This is a genomic window from Methylomonas sp. MS20, from assembly GCF_050275925.1.
GTDB classification, from domain to species: domain Bacteria; phylum Pseudomonadota; class Gammaproteobacteria; order Methylococcales; family Methylomonadaceae; genus Methylomonas; species Methylomonas koyamae_A.
The window spans coordinates 2,333,038-2,349,655 of sequence record NZ_CP189962.1; the positions used below are offsets into that span (position 1 = coordinate 2,333,038).

14 protein-coding genes and 1 tRNA gene are annotated in these 16,618 nt (G+C 57.9%); 6 read left to right on the forward strand and 9 right to left on the reverse strand.

The features are described from left to right. Positions 1 to 80: 80 nt before the first annotated feature. Positions 81 to 245: a hypothetical protein gene (locus ACQE3D_RS10120; protein ID WP_313728081.1), complete on the forward strand. Its 165-nt coding sequence runs from the start codon at positions 81 to 83 to the stop codon at positions 243 to 245. 217 nt (positions 246 to 462) lie between these two features. On the opposite strand, the gene ACQE3D_RS10125 is transcribed toward ACQE3D_RS10120, so the two are convergent. Beyond that, positions 463 to 2,769 carry a TOTE conflict system archaeo-eukaryotic primase domain-containing protein gene (locus ACQE3D_RS10125; RefSeq protein WP_409521086.1) on the reverse strand — a complete coding sequence of 769 codons (2,307 nt, stop codon included), beginning with the start codon at positions 2,767 to 2,769 and terminating at the stop codon, positions 463 to 465. 44 nt (positions 2,770 to 2,813) lie between these two features. Then, positions 2,814 to 3,359 carry a hypothetical protein gene (locus ACQE3D_RS10130; protein WP_313728079.1) on the reverse strand — a complete coding sequence of 182 codons (546 nt, stop codon included), beginning with the start codon at positions 3,357 to 3,359 and terminating at the stop codon, positions 2,814 to 2,816. Positions 3,360 to 3,593: 234 nt separating this feature from the next. Here ACQE3D_RS10130 and ACQE3D_RS10135 point away from each other — a divergent pair, with 234 nt between their 5' ends. Beyond that, the gene (locus ACQE3D_RS10135; protein WP_313728078.1) at positions 3,594 to 3,827 is read left to right on the forward strand and encodes a helix-turn-helix transcriptional regulator; all 234 of its coding nucleotides are present in this window, start codon (positions 3,594 to 3,596) and stop codon (positions 3,825 to 3,827) included. Beyond that, positions 3,824 to 5,086, forward strand: coding sequence for a type II toxin-antitoxin system HipA family toxin (locus tag ACQE3D_RS10140; protein ID WP_313728077.1), 1,263 nt, complete (start codon positions 3,824 to 3,826; stop codon positions 5,084 to 5,086). Before ACQE3D_RS10135 ends, ACQE3D_RS10140 begins: the two co-directional genes overlap by 4 nt. Before the next feature lie 146 nt (positions 5,087 to 5,232). Here the strand turns inward: ACQE3D_RS10140 and ACQE3D_RS10145 are convergent. The 3 genes from ACQE3D_RS10145 to sbcB form a co-directional block, all read right to left on the reverse strand. Beyond that, a tRNA-Leu gene (locus tag ACQE3D_RS10145) sits at positions 5,233 to 5,319 on the reverse strand. An 88-nt stretch (positions 5,320 to 5,407) separates the two neighbouring features. Continuing rightward, on the reverse strand, positions 5,408 to 6,589 hold the full coding sequence (locus ACQE3D_RS10150; protein ID WP_313728076.1) for a pyridoxal phosphate-dependent aminotransferase: 1,182 nt from the start codon (positions 6,587 to 6,589) through the stop codon (positions 5,408 to 5,410). A gap of 83 nt (positions 6,590 to 6,672) precedes the next feature. Further along, positions 6,673 to 8,124, reverse strand: a complete 1,452-nt coding sequence (gene sbcB, locus ACQE3D_RS10155) for an exodeoxyribonuclease I (protein WP_313728075.1) — start codon at positions 8,122 to 8,124, stop codon at positions 6,673 to 6,675. Positions 8,125 to 8,238: 114 nt separating this feature from the next. Between sbcB and ACQE3D_RS10160 the strand changes: the two genes are divergently transcribed. The 3 genes from ACQE3D_RS10160 to ACQE3D_RS10170 all read left to right on the forward strand — a co-directional run bounded on the left by ACQE3D_RS10160 (position 8,239) and on the right by ACQE3D_RS10170 (position 10,220). Then, a complete protein-coding gene (locus tag ACQE3D_RS10160) occupies positions 8,239 to 8,832 on the forward strand; it encodes an SRPBCC family protein (protein WP_281023122.1) in 594 nt (197 codons plus the stop codon). Positions 8,833 to 8,919: 87 nt separating this feature from the next. Further along, on the forward strand, positions 8,920 to 9,873 hold the full coding sequence (locus ACQE3D_RS10165; protein ID WP_313728074.1) for a YncE family protein: 954 nt from the start codon (positions 8,920 to 8,922) through the stop codon (positions 9,871 to 9,873). A 62-nt stretch (positions 9,874 to 9,935) separates the two neighbouring features. Then, the gene (locus ACQE3D_RS10170) at positions 9,936 to 10,220 is read left to right on the forward strand and encodes a hypothetical protein (protein WP_064029855.1); all 285 of its coding nucleotides are present in this window, start codon (positions 9,936 to 9,938) and stop codon (positions 10,218 to 10,220) included. Between the two features lie 128 nt (positions 10,221 to 10,348). On the opposite strand, the gene ACQE3D_RS10175 is transcribed toward ACQE3D_RS10170, so the two are convergent. The 4 genes from ACQE3D_RS10175 to lexA are packed head-to-tail and all read right to left on the reverse strand — an operon-like array spanning position 10,349 to position 16,317. Continuing rightward, positions 10,349 to 13,636 (reverse strand): error-prone DNA polymerase, encoded by a 3,288-nt coding sequence (locus ACQE3D_RS10175; protein ID WP_313728073.1) that lies wholly within the window; start codon positions 13,634 to 13,636, stop codon positions 10,349 to 10,351. After that, entirely contained in the window at positions 13,620 to 15,101 is a 1,482-nt protein-coding gene (locus tag ACQE3D_RS10180; protein ID WP_313728072.1) for a Y-family DNA polymerase, read from the reverse strand. The genes ACQE3D_RS10175 and ACQE3D_RS10180 overlap by 17 nt, the downstream gene beginning before the upstream one ends. Further along, positions 15,101 to 15,712, reverse strand: coding sequence for a translesion DNA synthesis-associated protein ImuA (gene imuA, locus ACQE3D_RS10185; protein WP_313728071.1), 612 nt, complete (start codon positions 15,710 to 15,712; stop codon positions 15,101 to 15,103). The genes ACQE3D_RS10180 and imuA overlap by 1 nt, the downstream gene beginning before the upstream one ends. Beyond that, positions 15,709 to 16,317, reverse strand: a complete 609-nt coding sequence (gene lexA, locus ACQE3D_RS10190; RefSeq protein ID WP_064029881.1) for a transcriptional repressor LexA — start codon at positions 16,315 to 16,317, stop codon at positions 15,709 to 15,711. The genes imuA and lexA overlap by 4 nt, the downstream gene beginning before the upstream one ends. Positions 16,318 to 16,618: the final 301 nt, after the last annotated feature.

The window sequence follows — 16,618 nt, forward strand, 5'->3', positions numbered from 1 at the left end:
GGATTTTGCGGCTCCATGTTGCTTGATGGAAACGGATTTCTACATCGACACCCCGATAATGATCTAGGGAAAACATCTCAATGAATAATCTGCACAATTTTTCAGATCCGTTCCAAGCCTTCCTGGCCGCAGTGTGTACTTGGCTAATTTTCCGTTTTCGTTGGATGGCGTTGGAAAATAAAAAACCCGCGAAGCCAGTAAACTTGCGGGTTTTTGGATTGGGTTACATCCGTTTGGACGCATAAATGGTGCTCAGACCGGACTAGAAATATAGCTAATCATATGAAATAAAACGTAAATTATTTGATAAAAATCGGAAGTACACGATCGAGTACACGATTTTAGGTTTTGCTCTTTGCCTCGGTTTTACCGTCTCCATCAAAGTAGTAAACTTTTTATCAACTTTCGAAAATGCTACGGGTTCAATTCTCAAATGACCAATCGAATTCGAATGCTTGTTGATCAGCTTGGGGCAGCCATTCGGTAGCCCATTGCCCGATATCCGCGTTGACGTTTGTCCCACATACGCAGTAGAGCCGGGTGGCCTGTGTCGACAAAATCGATAATCCGAACATCGGTTTTGGTGGCGTGTTCTCGGTGTAAGCGTCCGGCGTATTGTTGCAGAGTTCCTTTCCATGAGATCGGCATGGCCAGAACCAAGGTATCCAGTGGTGGGTGATCAAAACCTTCACCCACCAATTTACCCGTGGCTAATAAAACCCTCGGAGCATCCGGCGGCAGCCCTTCGAGCTCTGTTATCAAAATTGAGCGTTGCTTTTTCGACATTCGACCATGAAGAACAAAAGGTGGCGGTAAATTGTTGTCCAGCGCTGACAAAATAGCATCCAGATGTTCGGTGCGCTCAGTCAGGACCAGCACTTTTCGCCCATGATCAAAAGCCGCAATGACCTCGCGGGCAATCGCCGCCGTTCGGTCCACATCACTGGCAATGTGACGAAATACATCTTGAATAGCGGATTCCTGAGGCAGATCGATTGTCTTATACATCATCTGTGGAATAACTTCCAGATCGCTTGGAGCGTTATCTGGCTTGGCGGCTGTGTACCGAATTGGTCCACACTGCATGAAAATTATCGGTTGTTGCCCATCTCGGCGCACTGGAGTGGCAGTCAACCCCAGCACATATTTGGCTTTAACCCGTTTCAATATGGCATCAAATGAAATGGCGCCGATGTGGTGACACTCGTCGACGATCACATGGCCATAATTTTCTACCAATGGATTCACTTCACCTTGACGTGACAAGGATTGCATCACCGCAATATCAATCTTGCCGGTGGGTTTGGCTTTACCGCCGCCAATGGTTCCAACCACACCTTTGCCTACGCCCAGGAAGGATTGCAATCTTTCCTGCCATTGTTTGAGCAGTTCGGTTCGATGGACCAGAATCAGGGTATTGATGCCTCGCCGAGCGATAATCGCGGCCGCAGTCACCGTCTTACCAAATGCGGTAGGCGCACAGAGCACACCCGCGTGGTGTTGCAACATTTCACTGACTGCCAGTTCTTGATCCGATCGCAGAGTACCGGCGAATGCAATGTCGATTGCTTGTCCATCAAAGCGTTCATCCTTTAAATCATAGCGAATACCATTTTCCTTCAATAAATTAAAGGCGCCATCCAGGCAGCCGCGCGGTAATGCAATATGGTTCGGATAGTTTTCGGCACACCCAATGACACGTGGCTTATCCCAAACCGGGAAGCGCATAGCCTGTGCTTTATAAAACTCAGGATTCTGAAAGGCCGCGAGACGTATCAGTCGATTTGCCAAAGGTTGTGGCAGCTCGGATTTCTCAAAATAGATCAGGTTAGCCAGAGTAATAGACAGTGAATCAGGCAACGGCCCGGCAAGTTTGGCATTTTTGCTATCAGACCGCTTCCAAGGTTCTTTGTGATCTTCCTCATCGATAAAAGTGACATCCAATGGATGTGCATTGCCCGTGGCCCGCAAAATAGTTGGCTCAATATCCACGGTAGCCATCGGCAGAATACTGGCTAAAAAGCCCCACTGGTCGGGATAGGGCTGTAAGTGCTTATCGACAAACACGCTAAACCCATTCTCCCGTGGTTTTTTCTGCAAGGGCAATGCGATCAAATTGCCAAAACCACCTTTGGGCATGGTGTCTTGATTAGGAAATAGGCGATCGTAGGAAGTCAGCTTCAGTTGCCGAGTCCGAGAGCAGGTATGGCTGATGATGGCAGTGCCAAGTCGTCTGGCATCACGCGCGGAAACCTTGCTCGCGAAGAAAATCCAAGCATGAGCACCATTGCCGGAACGCGATATTTCCAGTGCTGCCGGTACCCCTAGTTCAGAGCATGACTGGACAAATGCCCGTGCATCTTCCTTCCAATCGGCCTCGTCGAAATCGACTGCCAGAAAATAACAACTGTCGTCAGCCAGCAACGGATAAACACCAATGGTGTGCTCGCCGGAAAGATGGCTATAAATGACAGCATCGGACAAGGCACTCAGTTGCCGAACGCCACAATCTGAGCATTTGATACGAGGCTTGTGACAGACACCGGGCCGCCATTCATTCGCGCAAGCTGGCGAGTAGCCAGATTTGCCGGTGGATTTGCTTTCCCAGCGAACGGGATACACGTCGGACCTGCCGCGAAACAATCGACGAAATAACGCAACTTTTTCGATCGTTGAAAGAGCTGATAATTCCGGTTCAATTGAGACAGTATTGGGTGGAGGTTCTGGCGGTACCTCGCCACTCGATGTTATGCGCTTCGAGTAAAGCAATCAGCCGGGCATTTTCAGCTCGGAGCCATTCCGACGTAATTTGATCAGCCATCAATCCCATACTCGGATAACAAACTTTCCATGTAGTCGCCAACACCCCAGTTATGGCCTTGCTGCGCGACTCGCTCGAGTCGGTCGATTAACGGTGCGCGGTTGATTTCAGGTAGCGCCATGACGTACTTCAGTGCCTGCTCAAATAGTCGCACCAGAGCGTCGAAATACCCTTCATCGTCCATGCCGCAGTAACCCAAGAAAACAAATACTTCTTCGCAATAGAAAATTGACAGTTCGGCCAGTCCTTCAGGTTGACCGACTGCTTTTTTGTAATCAGTAATCGCTTTCTTCGCTTTGGCCACTGAAATAGGTTGATTACGCATGACATCCGGACAAATCCAGCGGGAAATCGTGTCCTTATAGGGTTTAAGAATATCCTCGCCCAACCCGAATCGGGCATGTAGAAACGTTTGATTATCTTTATTGGCTGCGTATAGATCTTGTATCAGACCGATCAGGCCAACACGATCGACGTCAGCCAATTTGGATTTAACGTCGCTCCAGGTTGCTTTGGATTTTTTCTGTTTGCTAGTCATTTGCTGTCGGTTGTTTTCACTTGGTTCGTTTTTGCAATTACCCTAAGTTATATCATCAGCATTCAGCGCTAACCATCAAAGTCAGATAGACTTGACACAGAAAGGGGCTATTTTTCCCGAACGGGAACTTCGATGCTTGTCTCTCGTAAATTCTAAATTAATTTTCCCGTACGGGAAATTAAACTTGAATATTAATTGTTTTCGCCTAATAATTTCCCGAACGGGAAGAACACTATGATCAACATCCAATCGACCCAACAACTTGGCCAAGCGCTACGCTCTGCCCGCAAACAGCTCGGATTAACGCAGTCCGAACTGGCATTGGCGGCAGGCGTTGGCGTTCGCTTTATCGTCGACCTTGAAGCCGGCAAGCCGACTGTACGTCTGGAAACGGTGATGCGAGTGATCGAGGCATTGGGTGGTCAGATCATGCTCGACGGACTGCCGGACATCACCGAAGCACCATGAGCCATTTGCTTGCCGTCTATTTATTCGAACGCCGGGTGGGGGATTTGGCGCTAGTTGAGGGTAGTCTGCAATTTAGCTATAGCGCCGACTGGTTGCAACAAGCCGATGCGATCCCGCTCTCCTGTTCGCTGCCGTTGCAAGTTGAGCCGTTCAACGACGAACAGACGCGACCTTTCTTTGCGGGATTGTTACCGGAAGGCAAATTACGCCAACTGATCGCACGCCAGTTTCAGGTCTCGAAGCAGAACGACTTTGCCTTGCTCGATCATATTGGCGGTGAATGCGCCGGCGCCGTTTCGCTTTTGCCGCCAGACCGATTACCCACTGTATCTGAACCAGCGAACGAGATAGACTGGTTATCCGACTCTGACGTAGTTACCTTGTTGGATGAATTGCCGCAGCGGCCGATGCTGGCTGGTCGCGATGGCTTGCGCCTGTCCTTGGCGGGCGCACAGGATAAGTTGCCGGTGGTGTTTGATGGTCAACGAATAGGCTTGCCCCGCAATGGCGCGCCCAGTACCCACATTCTCAAACCGACCATCGCTGCCGTGAAAGACAGTGTGATCAACGAAGCTTTTTGCATGACCTTGGCCAGAGCAATGCAACTTGATACCGCACAGTCGCAAATTGGCAGCATTGGCGAGCGCCAATTTCTGTTGGTTGAGCGTTACGACAGAACACTGGCTGCAAATGGCCGACGCGTGAGACTGCATCAGGAAGATTTCTGCCAGGCACTTGGCATAGTGCCCGAATTGAAATACCAGAACGAGGGTGGGCCGGGGTTGGATCAGTGCTTTGACTTAGTCCGCCGCGTGACCCGACCGAGTGCGCCGCAGGTGTTGCGTCTGCTGGATGCGGTCATTTTCAATGCTTTGATCGGCAACCACGACGCCCATGCCAAGAACTTTTCTATCTTGTATGCCGACAAGTGCGCCGTTCTGGCGCCGCTCTACGACGTATTGTCAACCGCCGTTTATCCCAGCCTGACGCCCAAGATGGCGATGCAGTTGGGTGGCAAATACAAATTCAGCGAAGTGCAAGCCCGACATTGGGATCGCTTTGCCCAAGCGGCGGGCTTATCGGTAGCGCAAACCCGAAAACGTATCCTCGGCTTGTGCCAACGGCTACCGCTTGTCGCGCGCACTTTGCAAGCATCGGCGGATCATGACTTTGTCGGAAATCCGGCGGTTGAACAAATCGTACAGCTGATCGAGCAACGCGCGGCGCTGACGGTCAGGCGGTTGAATGATAAGACCTAAAGCCAATCGGCTGGCGTTGATTTTGGCATCGCTTCTAAGTGTGTGCTGGACTCGTTTTCGTTGGATGGCGCCGGACAATAAAAAACCCGCTAAGCCAGTAAACTTGCGGGTTTTTGAATTGGGTTGCACCCTGTTGGATGCATAAATGGTGCCTCAGACCGGAATCGAACCGGTACGACCTTTCGGTCGCGAGATTTTAAGTCTCGTGCGTCTACCTATTTCGCCACCGAGGCCCGGTGCTGTCGCGGAGACAGTAGCCGGCGAATTCTAAAGCAAAGCGCCGAATTGTCAACGTAAAGTTGGCCGTCCGGCGCGGCGTGCTCAGACCGCTTGCTTGATGCGGGCCAAAGCGTTTTCCAGATTGGCCATGCTGGTGGCGATCGAGATGCGGATGTGGCCTGGGCAGCCGAAGGCCGAGCCGGGCACCAGCGCGACGCCGGCTTTTTCGATCAGGTATTCGGCGAATTCCAGGTCGTCGTTGATGCCGTCCAGGCGGGCGATCAGCTTGTCCACATTGGGGAAGACGTAAAAAGTACCGTCGGTCGCCAGGCATTCGATGCCGTCTATCGTGTTCAACTCGGCGACGACGAAGTCGTGGCGCTTCTTGAACTCGACCATCATCGCGTCGATGCAGCCTTGATCGCCGTTCAGCGCGGCTTCGGCGGCGACTTGCGAGATCGAGGTCGGGTTGGATGTGCTTTGAGATTGAATGATGCACATTGCATCGATCAAGTTGGCCGGGCCGGCGCAGTAGCCGATCCGCCAGCCGGTCATTGAATAGGCTTTGGAGACGCCGTTCAGCACGATGGTGCGGTCGTAGAAGCCGGGGTGGGCGTTCAGAATGTTGACGAATTCGCCCTTGTTCCACAGGATGTGTTCGTACATGTCGTCGGTGGCGATTAACACGTCCGGGAAATCGACTAACACGTCGCCCAGCGCTTTCAGTTCATCCAAGCTATAGGCGGCGCCGGTCGGGTTGGACGGGCTGTTGATCACCAGCAGACGGGTTTTGGCGGTGATCGCGGCGCGCAACTGGGCAGGCGTGATCTTGAAACCTTGCGATTGGCCGGCTTCGACGATGACCGGCACGCCGTCCGCCAACAGCACCATGTCCGGATAGGATACCCAGTAAGGCGCGGGGATGATGACTTCGTCGCCGGGGTTCAGCAACGCTTGAGCCAGATTGTAAAAACTTTGCTTGCCGCCGCAGGACACCAGGATTTGCTTGGGCTCGTAATCCAGACCGTTGTCGCGCTTGAATTTGGCGATGATGGCTTTCTTCAGGCCGGCGGTGCCGTCCACGGCGGTGTATTTGGTGAAGCCCGAGTTGATCGCATTGATGCCGGCGGTTTTAATGTGTTCCGGCGTGTCGAAGTCCGGTTCGCCGGCGCCCAGGCCGATGATGTCTTTACCGGCGGCGCGCATGGCGGCGGCTCTGGCGGTGATGGCCAGGGTAGGGGACGGTTTGACTGCTTTAACGCGGTCGGACAATGTGATGCTCATGCTTCCTCGGTCGAAATTTACTCAAATGGCCGGCATTATACGGTAATTTGCCGGTTACGCTTGGTTTGGCGCGCTAAAACCGATTATTTTTTAGGGTTTGCCAATTTTGCGGCCAGTTCGTCGGCATACGCCAGCAGTTGCGCCAGTATCGCCGGATCTTGCTTGTCGGTATCGGGCGACAGCGCGGCGATGCTGGCTTTAAAACTTTCCAGCGCGCTGGGCCGGTCGGGCGCCGGTTCCAGCAGGCGCCGCCGGCAATGCGCCGACCAAAGCCCGCGCTCTTCGGCGGTCAGGGTTTCCGGATAATTGCGAGCCCGGTAGCGAAACAGCATTTCCGGCAAGCGGGCATCGTCGAAGCCCGGATCGAAGTCGGCCAGTTCGGCCGGCGGCAATTGGCGGATTCGATTCATCGCGGCTTTGTCGCCGGCACTGAAGAAGCCGCCGCTGTAGATCATCAAGTCCGGATCGTCTGGAGCGTCGGCGTAGTCGCGGCGAAACACCGCGCCCAATTTGTCGGCCAACGGCGGCGCGGCTTGCAGTTGTTGCAGATGTATCTGGCAACGGCCCAAATCCAGTTGAAGTCGCTCGGCGTCGGCCGGCCGGATCACCGACAGCGGCGCCAGCACCGGCGCTTTGTTGACGTGCACGGTTTTCAACGGGATGCGGGTGACGCCCTCCGGTAAGTCGTCGTTGGCAACAAATAGGCGCTCGCGGATTTGTTCGGCCGAAAGATCGAGCAAGGGTCCGGGATCGGCGGACAGATCGTAAACGATGATTTCGTTGGCGTTGACCGGGTGCTGGGCCAGCGCGACGACCACCGCCAGACAGTGGTTGCGAGCCGGGTAGCGGGCGGAAATATGCACCAGCGGCGTGAAACTGCCGAGTTTCAACAAGCCGAGCGCTTGGCTTTTTAGGCGGTGCTCGAACAAGTAGTTGAAAAGCTTGGGTTGGTGTTGCTTAATCAGCTTGGCGACCGCGATCGTGGCGTGGACGTCGGCCAGCGCGTCGTGGGCGTCGGCGTGGCCGATGCCGTTGGCGCGGGTCAGTTCTTCCAAACGAAAGCTGGGAAGGCCGTCGGCGTTGTCGGGCCAGTGAATGCCGTCCGGGCGCAATGCGCGGGCGGCGCGGGCGATGTCGATCAAGTCCCAGCGCGAGTTGCCGTTTTGCCATTCGCGGGCGTAGGGGTCGTAAAAATTGCGGTACAGCAGATTGCGGGTGACTTCGTCGTCGAAACGCAAGGTGTTGTAACCCAGCGCGCAAGTGCCGGGTTGGGCGAGTTGGGCATGGATGCGCGCGGCGAACTCGGCTTCGCATACGCCGCGCTGGCGGGCCACTTGCGGGGTAATGCCGGTGATCAAGCAAGCTTCCGGGTGGGGCAGGTAGTCGTCCGGCGGTCGGCAATAGACCATCAGCGGTTCGCCGACGATATTAAAGTCGTAGTCGGTGCGCAGTCCGGCGAACTGGCACGGCCAGTCGCGGCGCGGATCGGCGCCGAAGGTTTCGTAATCGTGCCAGAAAAAGCTGGGTGCGGTCATGGTGGCTCGGGTGACGGGAAAAATTCCGCAAACTTGCGTTTGCGACGACTAGTCGGCGGATTTTATCTTATAATCGCCGCCTTATTTTTACGCGACCACCATAGGAAACCGTTTATGAAAAAAACCTCGCTACTCGTTTCAGCGGCTCTGATGTTGTTTACCGGCTTGGCCAACGCGCACGGCCCGGTCAGAGCTAAACTGACCGCGACCCTGACCATCGATGCGCCGGCCGCCAAGGTTTGGGACTTAATCAAGAATTACAACGACATGTCCTGGCATCCATCGATTAAGAGCGTCGAAGGCGGCGACAACACCAAAGGTTCGGTGCGTACCTTGCATCTGCAAAGCGGCGGTACCATTAAGGAAGAGTTGAAATCCTACGAAGACGCCAAAATGGCCTACAAATATAAAATCATCGACATGAGTTCGACCGGCACCATTAAACACGCCGGCCAAGACGAGCCGCTGCCGGTGCTGCCGGTCGGCAACTACGCCGCCGAATTGTCGGTGGCCGATAAAGGCGGCAAGGCCGAAATCGAGTGGGTGGCGACTTACTACCGCGCCTACGTCAACAACAATCCGCCGGCCGAGTTGAACGAAGAAGCGGCCGACAAAGCCGTTACCGAAGTATTGACCACCGGTCTGGAAAACGTTTCGCGCAAATTGACCGGCCACGCTGGCAAGGTCGAAATCGAGATGAAACGCTAAACCATGCTCTCAGGATAGAGACGCGCGCTAGCGTCTCTATCGCCTCGGCCGGGTTTCGCTCGGTCCACTTGTTGCTTTCTCGTCATCATGACTCATTTCCGCAAGCCCGTATTGATCGCGACGTTAATGCTGAGTGCCTGGAATGTCCGGGCCGCGCCGGCCGCGTTCATCACCAATCAACTCGACAATTCGGTGTCGGTGATCGATACCGACAAGCAGAGCGTCGTCGAAACCGTCAAGGTGGAAGGCAAGCCGGCCGGCGTCGCGGTGAATTCGGTATTGAAGCAGATTTACATCAGCACGCCGGAAGGCGGCGGTTTCGCGGTGTTGGATAGCGAGCGGCTCAAGGTGCTCAAAGTCGTCAAGGTCGGCGGCGCCTCGCTGGGCATCGCGGCCGACCGCAAGGGCGAGCTGGTGTTCGTGGCCGATTGGTACGAGAACTCGGTCGCGGTTTTCGACGCCAAGACCTTCGCGAAAATTAAGACTATCACGGTCGGCAAATCGCCGTCGGGCATGACGGTCAGTCCCGATAACCGTTGGCTGTACGTGGCCAATCGGATCGACGATTCGATTTCTCAAATCGATCTGGCCAAATTGACGATCCGCAATACCACCAAGGTTGGCGAGCATCCGTTCGGCATCGCGGTGGACGGCAAGGGCAAGCGCTTGTATTCGGCCAATGTCGAGAGCGACGACGTTAGCGTGTTGGACTCCCACAGTTTAAAACGCTTGGCGACGATCAAGGTTGGCTCCCGGCCTTACGCGGTGGCGCTGGCCTTGAACGATAGCCTGCTGTTCGTGACCAACCAGGACGACGGCACGGTCACCGCGATCGACACCGCGACCTTGAAGCCGGTCGCGGTGATCCCGGTCGGCGACAAGCCCGAGGGCATCTGCACCCATCCCAACGACAGTCAGGTCTACGTCGCCAATTGGTTCGATAACAACGTATCGGTCATCGACGCCAAGACGCTCAAAGTGGTCAATACCATTAGCACAGGCGAGGGTAGCCGGGCCTTCGGCGAGTTCTTCAGCCGCTAAGCGTCGTATTTCGCGGCCGCTGTGCTAGACTGCGCGCCGCTTACACCATTTTTGAGAAGGCTATGGCTGAAAACGTTGAAGATTTGACCATCCGTTACGAAGACGGCGGCGTCGAAACCGTGAAGGAACTGGATAAAAAAATATTGAGCAAAGGCGCTTGGGCGACGGTGCTCTACCGCTATCAGGATTGGGAGCCGGCCAAGAATCAATACAGCGCCGACCGCTTCAGCATCCGCCGCTATCAAAAGCGCAACGGCGAGTATCAGCAAAAATCCAAATTCAATATTTCCAGCGAAAAGCAGGCCTTGGAATTGATCGAAGCCTTGCAAGGCTGGCTGAAACCGTAAGCGGTTTTGCCGCCGGACTGAATCGGTTTGGCGGAAATGACGCCGGCGACTTCTCGCCGGCGGTGCTCCGTGTTTTTAACACGCCTCTTCGTCGCCCGGCGCCGCGCCGTCCGCCTTTCGGCAAAGGTTTAGTGAAAATCCCTCGATTTGGCCGCCAGTTCGCTGATCCAGTCGCTCCAATCTTCCAATTTGCCGGCGATCAAATGCAGCACACCGTCCTGTTGCTGGACGATGCCGGCTACGCCCAGCAAGCGCGCCTTTAATAAGGGTTTGCGCTGAGCCAGCGCGGTTTTCGGCCAGACGATCAAGTTGACTTGGCCGGTTTCGTCTTCCAGGGTTACGAAGGTCACGCCGGCGGCGGTCATCGGCCGCTGCCGGCAAATCACCAGACCGGCGACCTGGGCGATGCTGCCGTTGCGGCGCTGCCATAGGCTTTGCGCGGTGATGACCCCTTTCGCGCCTAGCTGTTGTCTCAGCAATGCCAGTGGATGCTCGCGCAAGGTCAGGCCGACGCTGGCGTAATCGGCAATCGTGTCCTGTACCGGCTGCGGGGTTTTTAGCAAGGGCGTGGCTTCGATGATGCGCGGCACGCCGAACACCGGCAAGGGCGCCTCGATGCCGCCGGCCGCCCAGAAGGCTTGATGACGATTGCCGGCCAGCGCTTTCAACGCGTCGGCGGCGGCCAGGGCTTCCAGGTCGCGTTTATCCAGCTTGGCGCGTTCGGCCAGATCGGCTACGTTGTCGAAAACGCGTTCCGCGCGGGCCGTGGCTATCCGCGTAGCGGCGGCGGCCGACAAGCCCTTGACTTGATTGAAGCCCAGTCTTAACGCCGGCGGATTTATTAGTCCGGCTTTATCGTTTATTGGTATGCCGTTCGAGATGCGCTCTTTGGTTGTGTTCATAACAGGCTTGTCGAAACCTGATGTGCTTCGTCCTTCGACAAGCTCAGGGCGAACGGTATTTAACGGCCGGCGGTCGTGTTCCAGTGCGCAATCCCAAGCGCTATGCCGCACATCGACAGCCCGCACCTCGACGCCGTGGCGGCGGGCGTCCTGTACCAGTTGCGCCGGCGCGTAAAAGCCCATCGGCTGGCTGTTCAGCAAGGCGCAGCAAAATGCCGCCGGATGATGGCACTTCAACCAGGCCGACACGTAGGCCAGCAACGCGAAGCTGGCCGAATGCGATTCCGGAAAGCCGTAATCGCCGAAGCCTTTGATTTGTTGAAAGATGCGCTGGGCGAAGTCGTCGCGGTAGCCGCGTTCGCGCATGCCGGCCAGCAATTTCTGCTCGAAAGGCTCCAGGCCGCCCTTGCGCTTCCAGGCTGCCATCGCTCGCCGCAATTCGTCGGCCTCGCCGGGGGTAAAGCCGGCGGCGACCATCGCGATTTGCATGACCTGTTCCTGAAAAATCGGGATGCCCAGCGTGCGCTCCAGCACTTGCTTGATTTCCGGGCTGGGATAGTCGATGGCTTCTTGGCCGTTGCGCCGCGCCAGATAGGGATGGACCATTTCGCCCTGGATCGGGCCGGGGCGGACGATGGCGATTTCGATGACCAAGTCATAGTAATTGGTGGGTTTCAGGCGCGGCAGCATGCTCATCTGCGCTCGCGATTCGACCTGGAACACGCCGATGCTGTCGGCGCGCTGCAGCATTGCGTACACCGCCGGGTCCTCGGCCGGAATGTCGGCCAGGGTCCAGGCGCGGTTTTCGGTTTCTTCCTTGAGGTGGCTAAATTCGATTGGCGAACGAGGATGCGGGTTTGGCGGCGGGCAATATTTCGCCAAATAATGCAAAGTCTTGCGGATCGCGCTGAGCATGCCCAAGGCCAGCACGTCCACTTTCAGCAAGCCCATCGCTTCCAGATCGTCTTTTTCCCACTGAATCACGGTCCGCTCGGCCATCGCCGCATTTTCGACCGGCACCAGCCGGGTCAGCTCGTCGCGGGCGATCACGAAGCCGCCGACATGCTGCGACAAATGCCTTGGAAAACCACGGATTTGCTCGACCAAGGCGCTCAACTGGAGGATCACCGGGCTGGCGGGATCGAAACCGCAATCGCGCAAGGCTTCCGGCATCAGCTTATAGCCGTCCCAGCGATCGACGTTGCCGGCCAGCCGGTCCAGTTGGCCGGCGTTCAAACCCAGCGCCTTGCCGACGTCGCGCACCGCGCTGCGGCTGCGATAGGTAATCACCGTCGCGGCCAGCGCGGCACGGTGGCGGCCGTATTTGCGGTAGATATATTGAATGACTTCCTCGCGGCGCTCGTGCTCGAAATCGACGTCGATGTCCGGCGGCTCGTTGCGTTCCCGCGATAGAAAACGTTCGAACAGCAGATTCATCCGGCCGGGATCGACTTCGGTAATCCCCAGGCAATAGCAAACTGCCGAATTCGCCGCCGAGCCGCGACCTTGGCAAAGAATGTTTTGGCTTTTGGCAAAGGCGACAATGTCGTGGACGGTCAAAAAGTAGGGCTCGTAGGTCAGATCGGCAATCAAGGCCAACTCGTGCTCGACTTGTTGCCTGACCTTGGCCGGCTCGCCGTGCGGCCAACGTTGTTGCAAGCCGGCTTCGGTCAAATGCCTGAGCCACGAGGCCGGCGTGTGGTCGTCCGGCACCAGTTCGCGCGGGTATTCGTAGCGCAGTTCGTCCAGCGAGAAGCGGCAGCGGGCGGCGAGTTTGACGGTTTCGTCCAGCCAGGCGTGCGGATAAATCTCGGCCAGCCGTTGCCAGGGCCTGAGATGGCGCTCGCCGTTAGCAAACAAGGCATAGCCCAGCTCGGTCAATGGCCGGCTAAGGCGGATCGCGGTCAAGGTATCCTGCAAGCGTTGCCGGGAACGGCGGTGCATGTGGACGTCGTTGCAGGCGACGATGGGAATATCCAAACCGCCGGCCAAATTTTCGGCGGCGGCGATCCATTCCCGGTCGCGACCGGACAAAAATAGCCCGGAGCCTAGCCATAGATCGGTGCCGAACAGACTTTGCAGCCAGCGGCCGTCGGCGGATTGCGGGTTTGCCAAGTCCGGCAGCCAGATCGCCAGACAGCGGGCCGGAAAGTGTTGCTGAAAATCGCTGCGGCTCAGCCGGTAGCTGCCTTTGTCGGCTTGACGGCGGGCGACGCTGATCAGATGCGACAAGTTGCCGTAAGCGATGCGGTCGGTTGCTAATAGCAGCAGTTTCAAGCCGTCGTCCAGCCGCAATTCGCTGCCGACGATCAAATCGATGCCGTGCTTTTTGGCCGCCAGATGCGCGCGGACGATGCCGGCCAGCGAACATTCGTCGGTCAAGGCCAGCGCCCGGTAACCCAGGCGGGCGGCTTCGGCGACCAATTCTTCCGGGTGCGAGGCGCCGCGCAAAAAACTGAAATTGGACAAACAATGCAGCTCGGCAAAGCCCGGTGCATCAGCCGAACAGGCCATGACAATACCAACCGCCGTTCGGCTTCAAGTCTTGAAACACCCATAATTTGCGGCCGGCGCGGTCGTGGGCGATGCGGTAATCGCGTTGCACTGGAGCGCCGTCCCACCAGCCCGATGCGAGGCGTTCGCGGTCCGGCGCGAAATGTAGCTCGGCCGGATTTAGCGGCTTGGGGCTGCTCAATAGCCACAGCGGGCGCGGCGGCAGTTCGGCTTGCTCGGCTGCCGGTTCTAGGCCAAGCAGGCCGGCGCGTTCCGGCCGATGTTCGGCGGCGGCTCGCGGATATTGCAAGGCTTGATGGCCGAGCCGGCTTTGCAATTGCTCCAGCGCGCTTTGCCAGTCCTGTTCGCGGATTTCGTCGTCGAACAAACTAAAGCAGCGCGGCTGGAACGGCACGACGGCTTCGCTGAACAATTTGACCGCCAATACCGGCGCCGGCAGCGGCGTGCGTTCCAGTTTTTCCCACAGCAAGCGGGCGCAATGCAGCGGGTCGCGGCTGGCGTGGCGCAAGCTTAATTCGACCGGCGTGGCCGGACGCCGGTAATGCTGCAAGCGCAGTTCGACGGCCTGGACGGCGGCGTCGCGCCGGCGCAGAAACTCGGCCAGTTGCTCGAGCAGTTGTTCGACCGCCGGGAAGAAGTGATCGAGTTTGTCCAGTTCGGTCGGCAGTTCGCGGCCGGCGGCAAAACGCGGCGGGCGGTGGAATTGCCGCAACACCCGCGAATCGCGGCCGGCCAGTGCGTCGAGTCGGCCGAGCAGTTCGGGGCCGTAACGCCGAGCCAAGCCATCGCGCGGCAAGCGCCAGACATCGGCCAGGGTTTGCACGCCGGTCCGCGCCAGACGTTGCAACAGTTTGTCATCGAATCCCGCCGCCGCCAGCGGCAACGGGCCGAGCAGGGAGCGCAGGCCGGCCGCTTGCGTCACCAGGCTTTCCAGTCCCAAACGCGCTAGCACTTCGGCGGCGGCCGGCGACGGCGCCAAGGCCAGTTGCGCGCGATGGCCGGTGCCGGCCAGGGTTTGGCGCAGTTGTTCGCTTAGTGATTCGGCGCCGCCGAACAAACGCAAACAGCTCGACACTTCCAGCAGCAAGGCTTGCGGCAGGTCGCGGCTGATCCACGGGCTAAAGTCCAACCCGGCGTCGGCCAGAAGGTCTAGCGCGATGTGCTCCAATTGCGGGTCGCGGTTTTGTATCTGCAAACCGGGGCAGAGCGCCAGCGCGGCGGCGGGCGTCATGCTGGGTTCGACGCCGGCTAGCCGGGCCGCTTGCGAAACCGCGTACAGCGAGGGCCGGCCCTTGACGGTTTCCTGCAGCGCGCAAGCTAGTCTTGAATCCAGACCGGCGGCAGTCAAGGCCAGATCGGGGAAATAGGCGCACACCCAGAGTTTGGGTCGATGGGCGGCGGGCGCGACTTCGCTGTGCCGGGGCGGTAAATATCTGGGCGCTAGGGCGCGGGCGGTGGCGGCCATCAGATTGCCAACAGCAAATCCAGTTGGCGCAGACTGCCGCGCGCCTTGGTTATCCGCAGTCGCAAGCCGCCGCTTTCGCGCCGCAAGGCCAGTTGCAATGCGGCGTGGCGGGCTTGCGCGGCGTGACCGACCGCGAACAGCACCGCCAGCGCGTTACCGGCCTCGGCGGCTAATTGTAAGCGGCGGGTTTGGTGCGCGGCCAGCGGCCGTTTGGGCCAGGCCAAGGCCATGCCGCAGCCGCCGCTACGGAGTAGGACTTCCAAGGCCCACGGCAGATCGGCGGCTTCGGGGCAGGTGACGACCAGCAATTGCCCGAGCTCGACGCCGGCCTGCTGCAAGCCCGGTGCGTAAGCTTGGTAGGGCGGCGCCAACCAGACGATACGCTGGCCTTGCCGGCTCAAGGCCGCCATCGCCGGCAGCAGCAACGGCAATTCGCCGACGCCGACCTGGGGTAGCTGCCAATGCATTAACGCGCCGCTCGGCCAGCCGCCGCCGGGCAGCAGCGCGTCCAATTCGGCAAAACCGGTGGCGATGCCGTTGGCCAAGTCGGTTTGCAGGCCGCGCCAGATTTGGTCTTGGCCGCGCAGTAGTTGTTCCAGTACCGGCTTCATGGCAAGTCGCGGCGGATCACGCCGACGACCACGCCTTCGATGCTCAGCGTGTCGCGTTCCAGATCGACGGTCAGTACCGCGAAGTCGGGGTTGGCCGGCTCCAAAAAGGCTTTATTGCCGTCCAGGCGCAGGCGTTTGACGGTGGCTTCGTCGCCGATGCGGGCGACGACGATTTGGCCGTTGTCGGCAGTCGGCGTCCGCCGCACCGCCAGCAGGTCGCCGTCGAGGATGCCGGCGTCGCGCATGCTCATGCCATGCACCCGCAACAGGTAGTCGGCGCGGTCGCGAAACAGCTCCGGGCCGAGCCGGCAATAGTCTTCGATATGCTCCTCGGCCAGTATCGGTTTACCGGCGGCGACTCTGCCCACCAGCGGCAGGCCGGCTTCGGCGGCAGGTTTTAACAAACGAATGCCGCGCGACGCCGACGGCACCAGTTCGATCGCGCCCTTGCGCGCCAGGGCCTGTAAGTGGCCGCGGATGCTATTGGTCGAGCGCACGCCGAACGCGGCGGCGATCTCGGCGATGGTCGGCGGAAAGCCGTCCTCGCCGAGGCGGCGCTCGATGAAGTCGAGGATGGTTTGCTGGCGGTCGGTTAATGGTTTCATGCTGTTTTTATATACACTGCTTTTATAAGCAGTATAGTGGTTTTTTATGAACGGATTCAAGTCGGCAAATCGGGTTAGGGGGCGATCGGGATTGGCCGGTATGCTCGAGCCGAGAGCCGAGAGCCGAGAGCCGAGAGCCGAGAGCCGAGTCGCGGCGGGAAAACGTTTCGGTAGATGCGGATTTCCGGGCGTTTACGCCGGCGTTGTCCAGTTGAGCGGCGACTGCCGGCCCGAGGCACCCATGTCGGGCCGGCGACTTTAAAAGCATAGAGTGGTTGGGGAAATCGACGCTAAAGGCTAA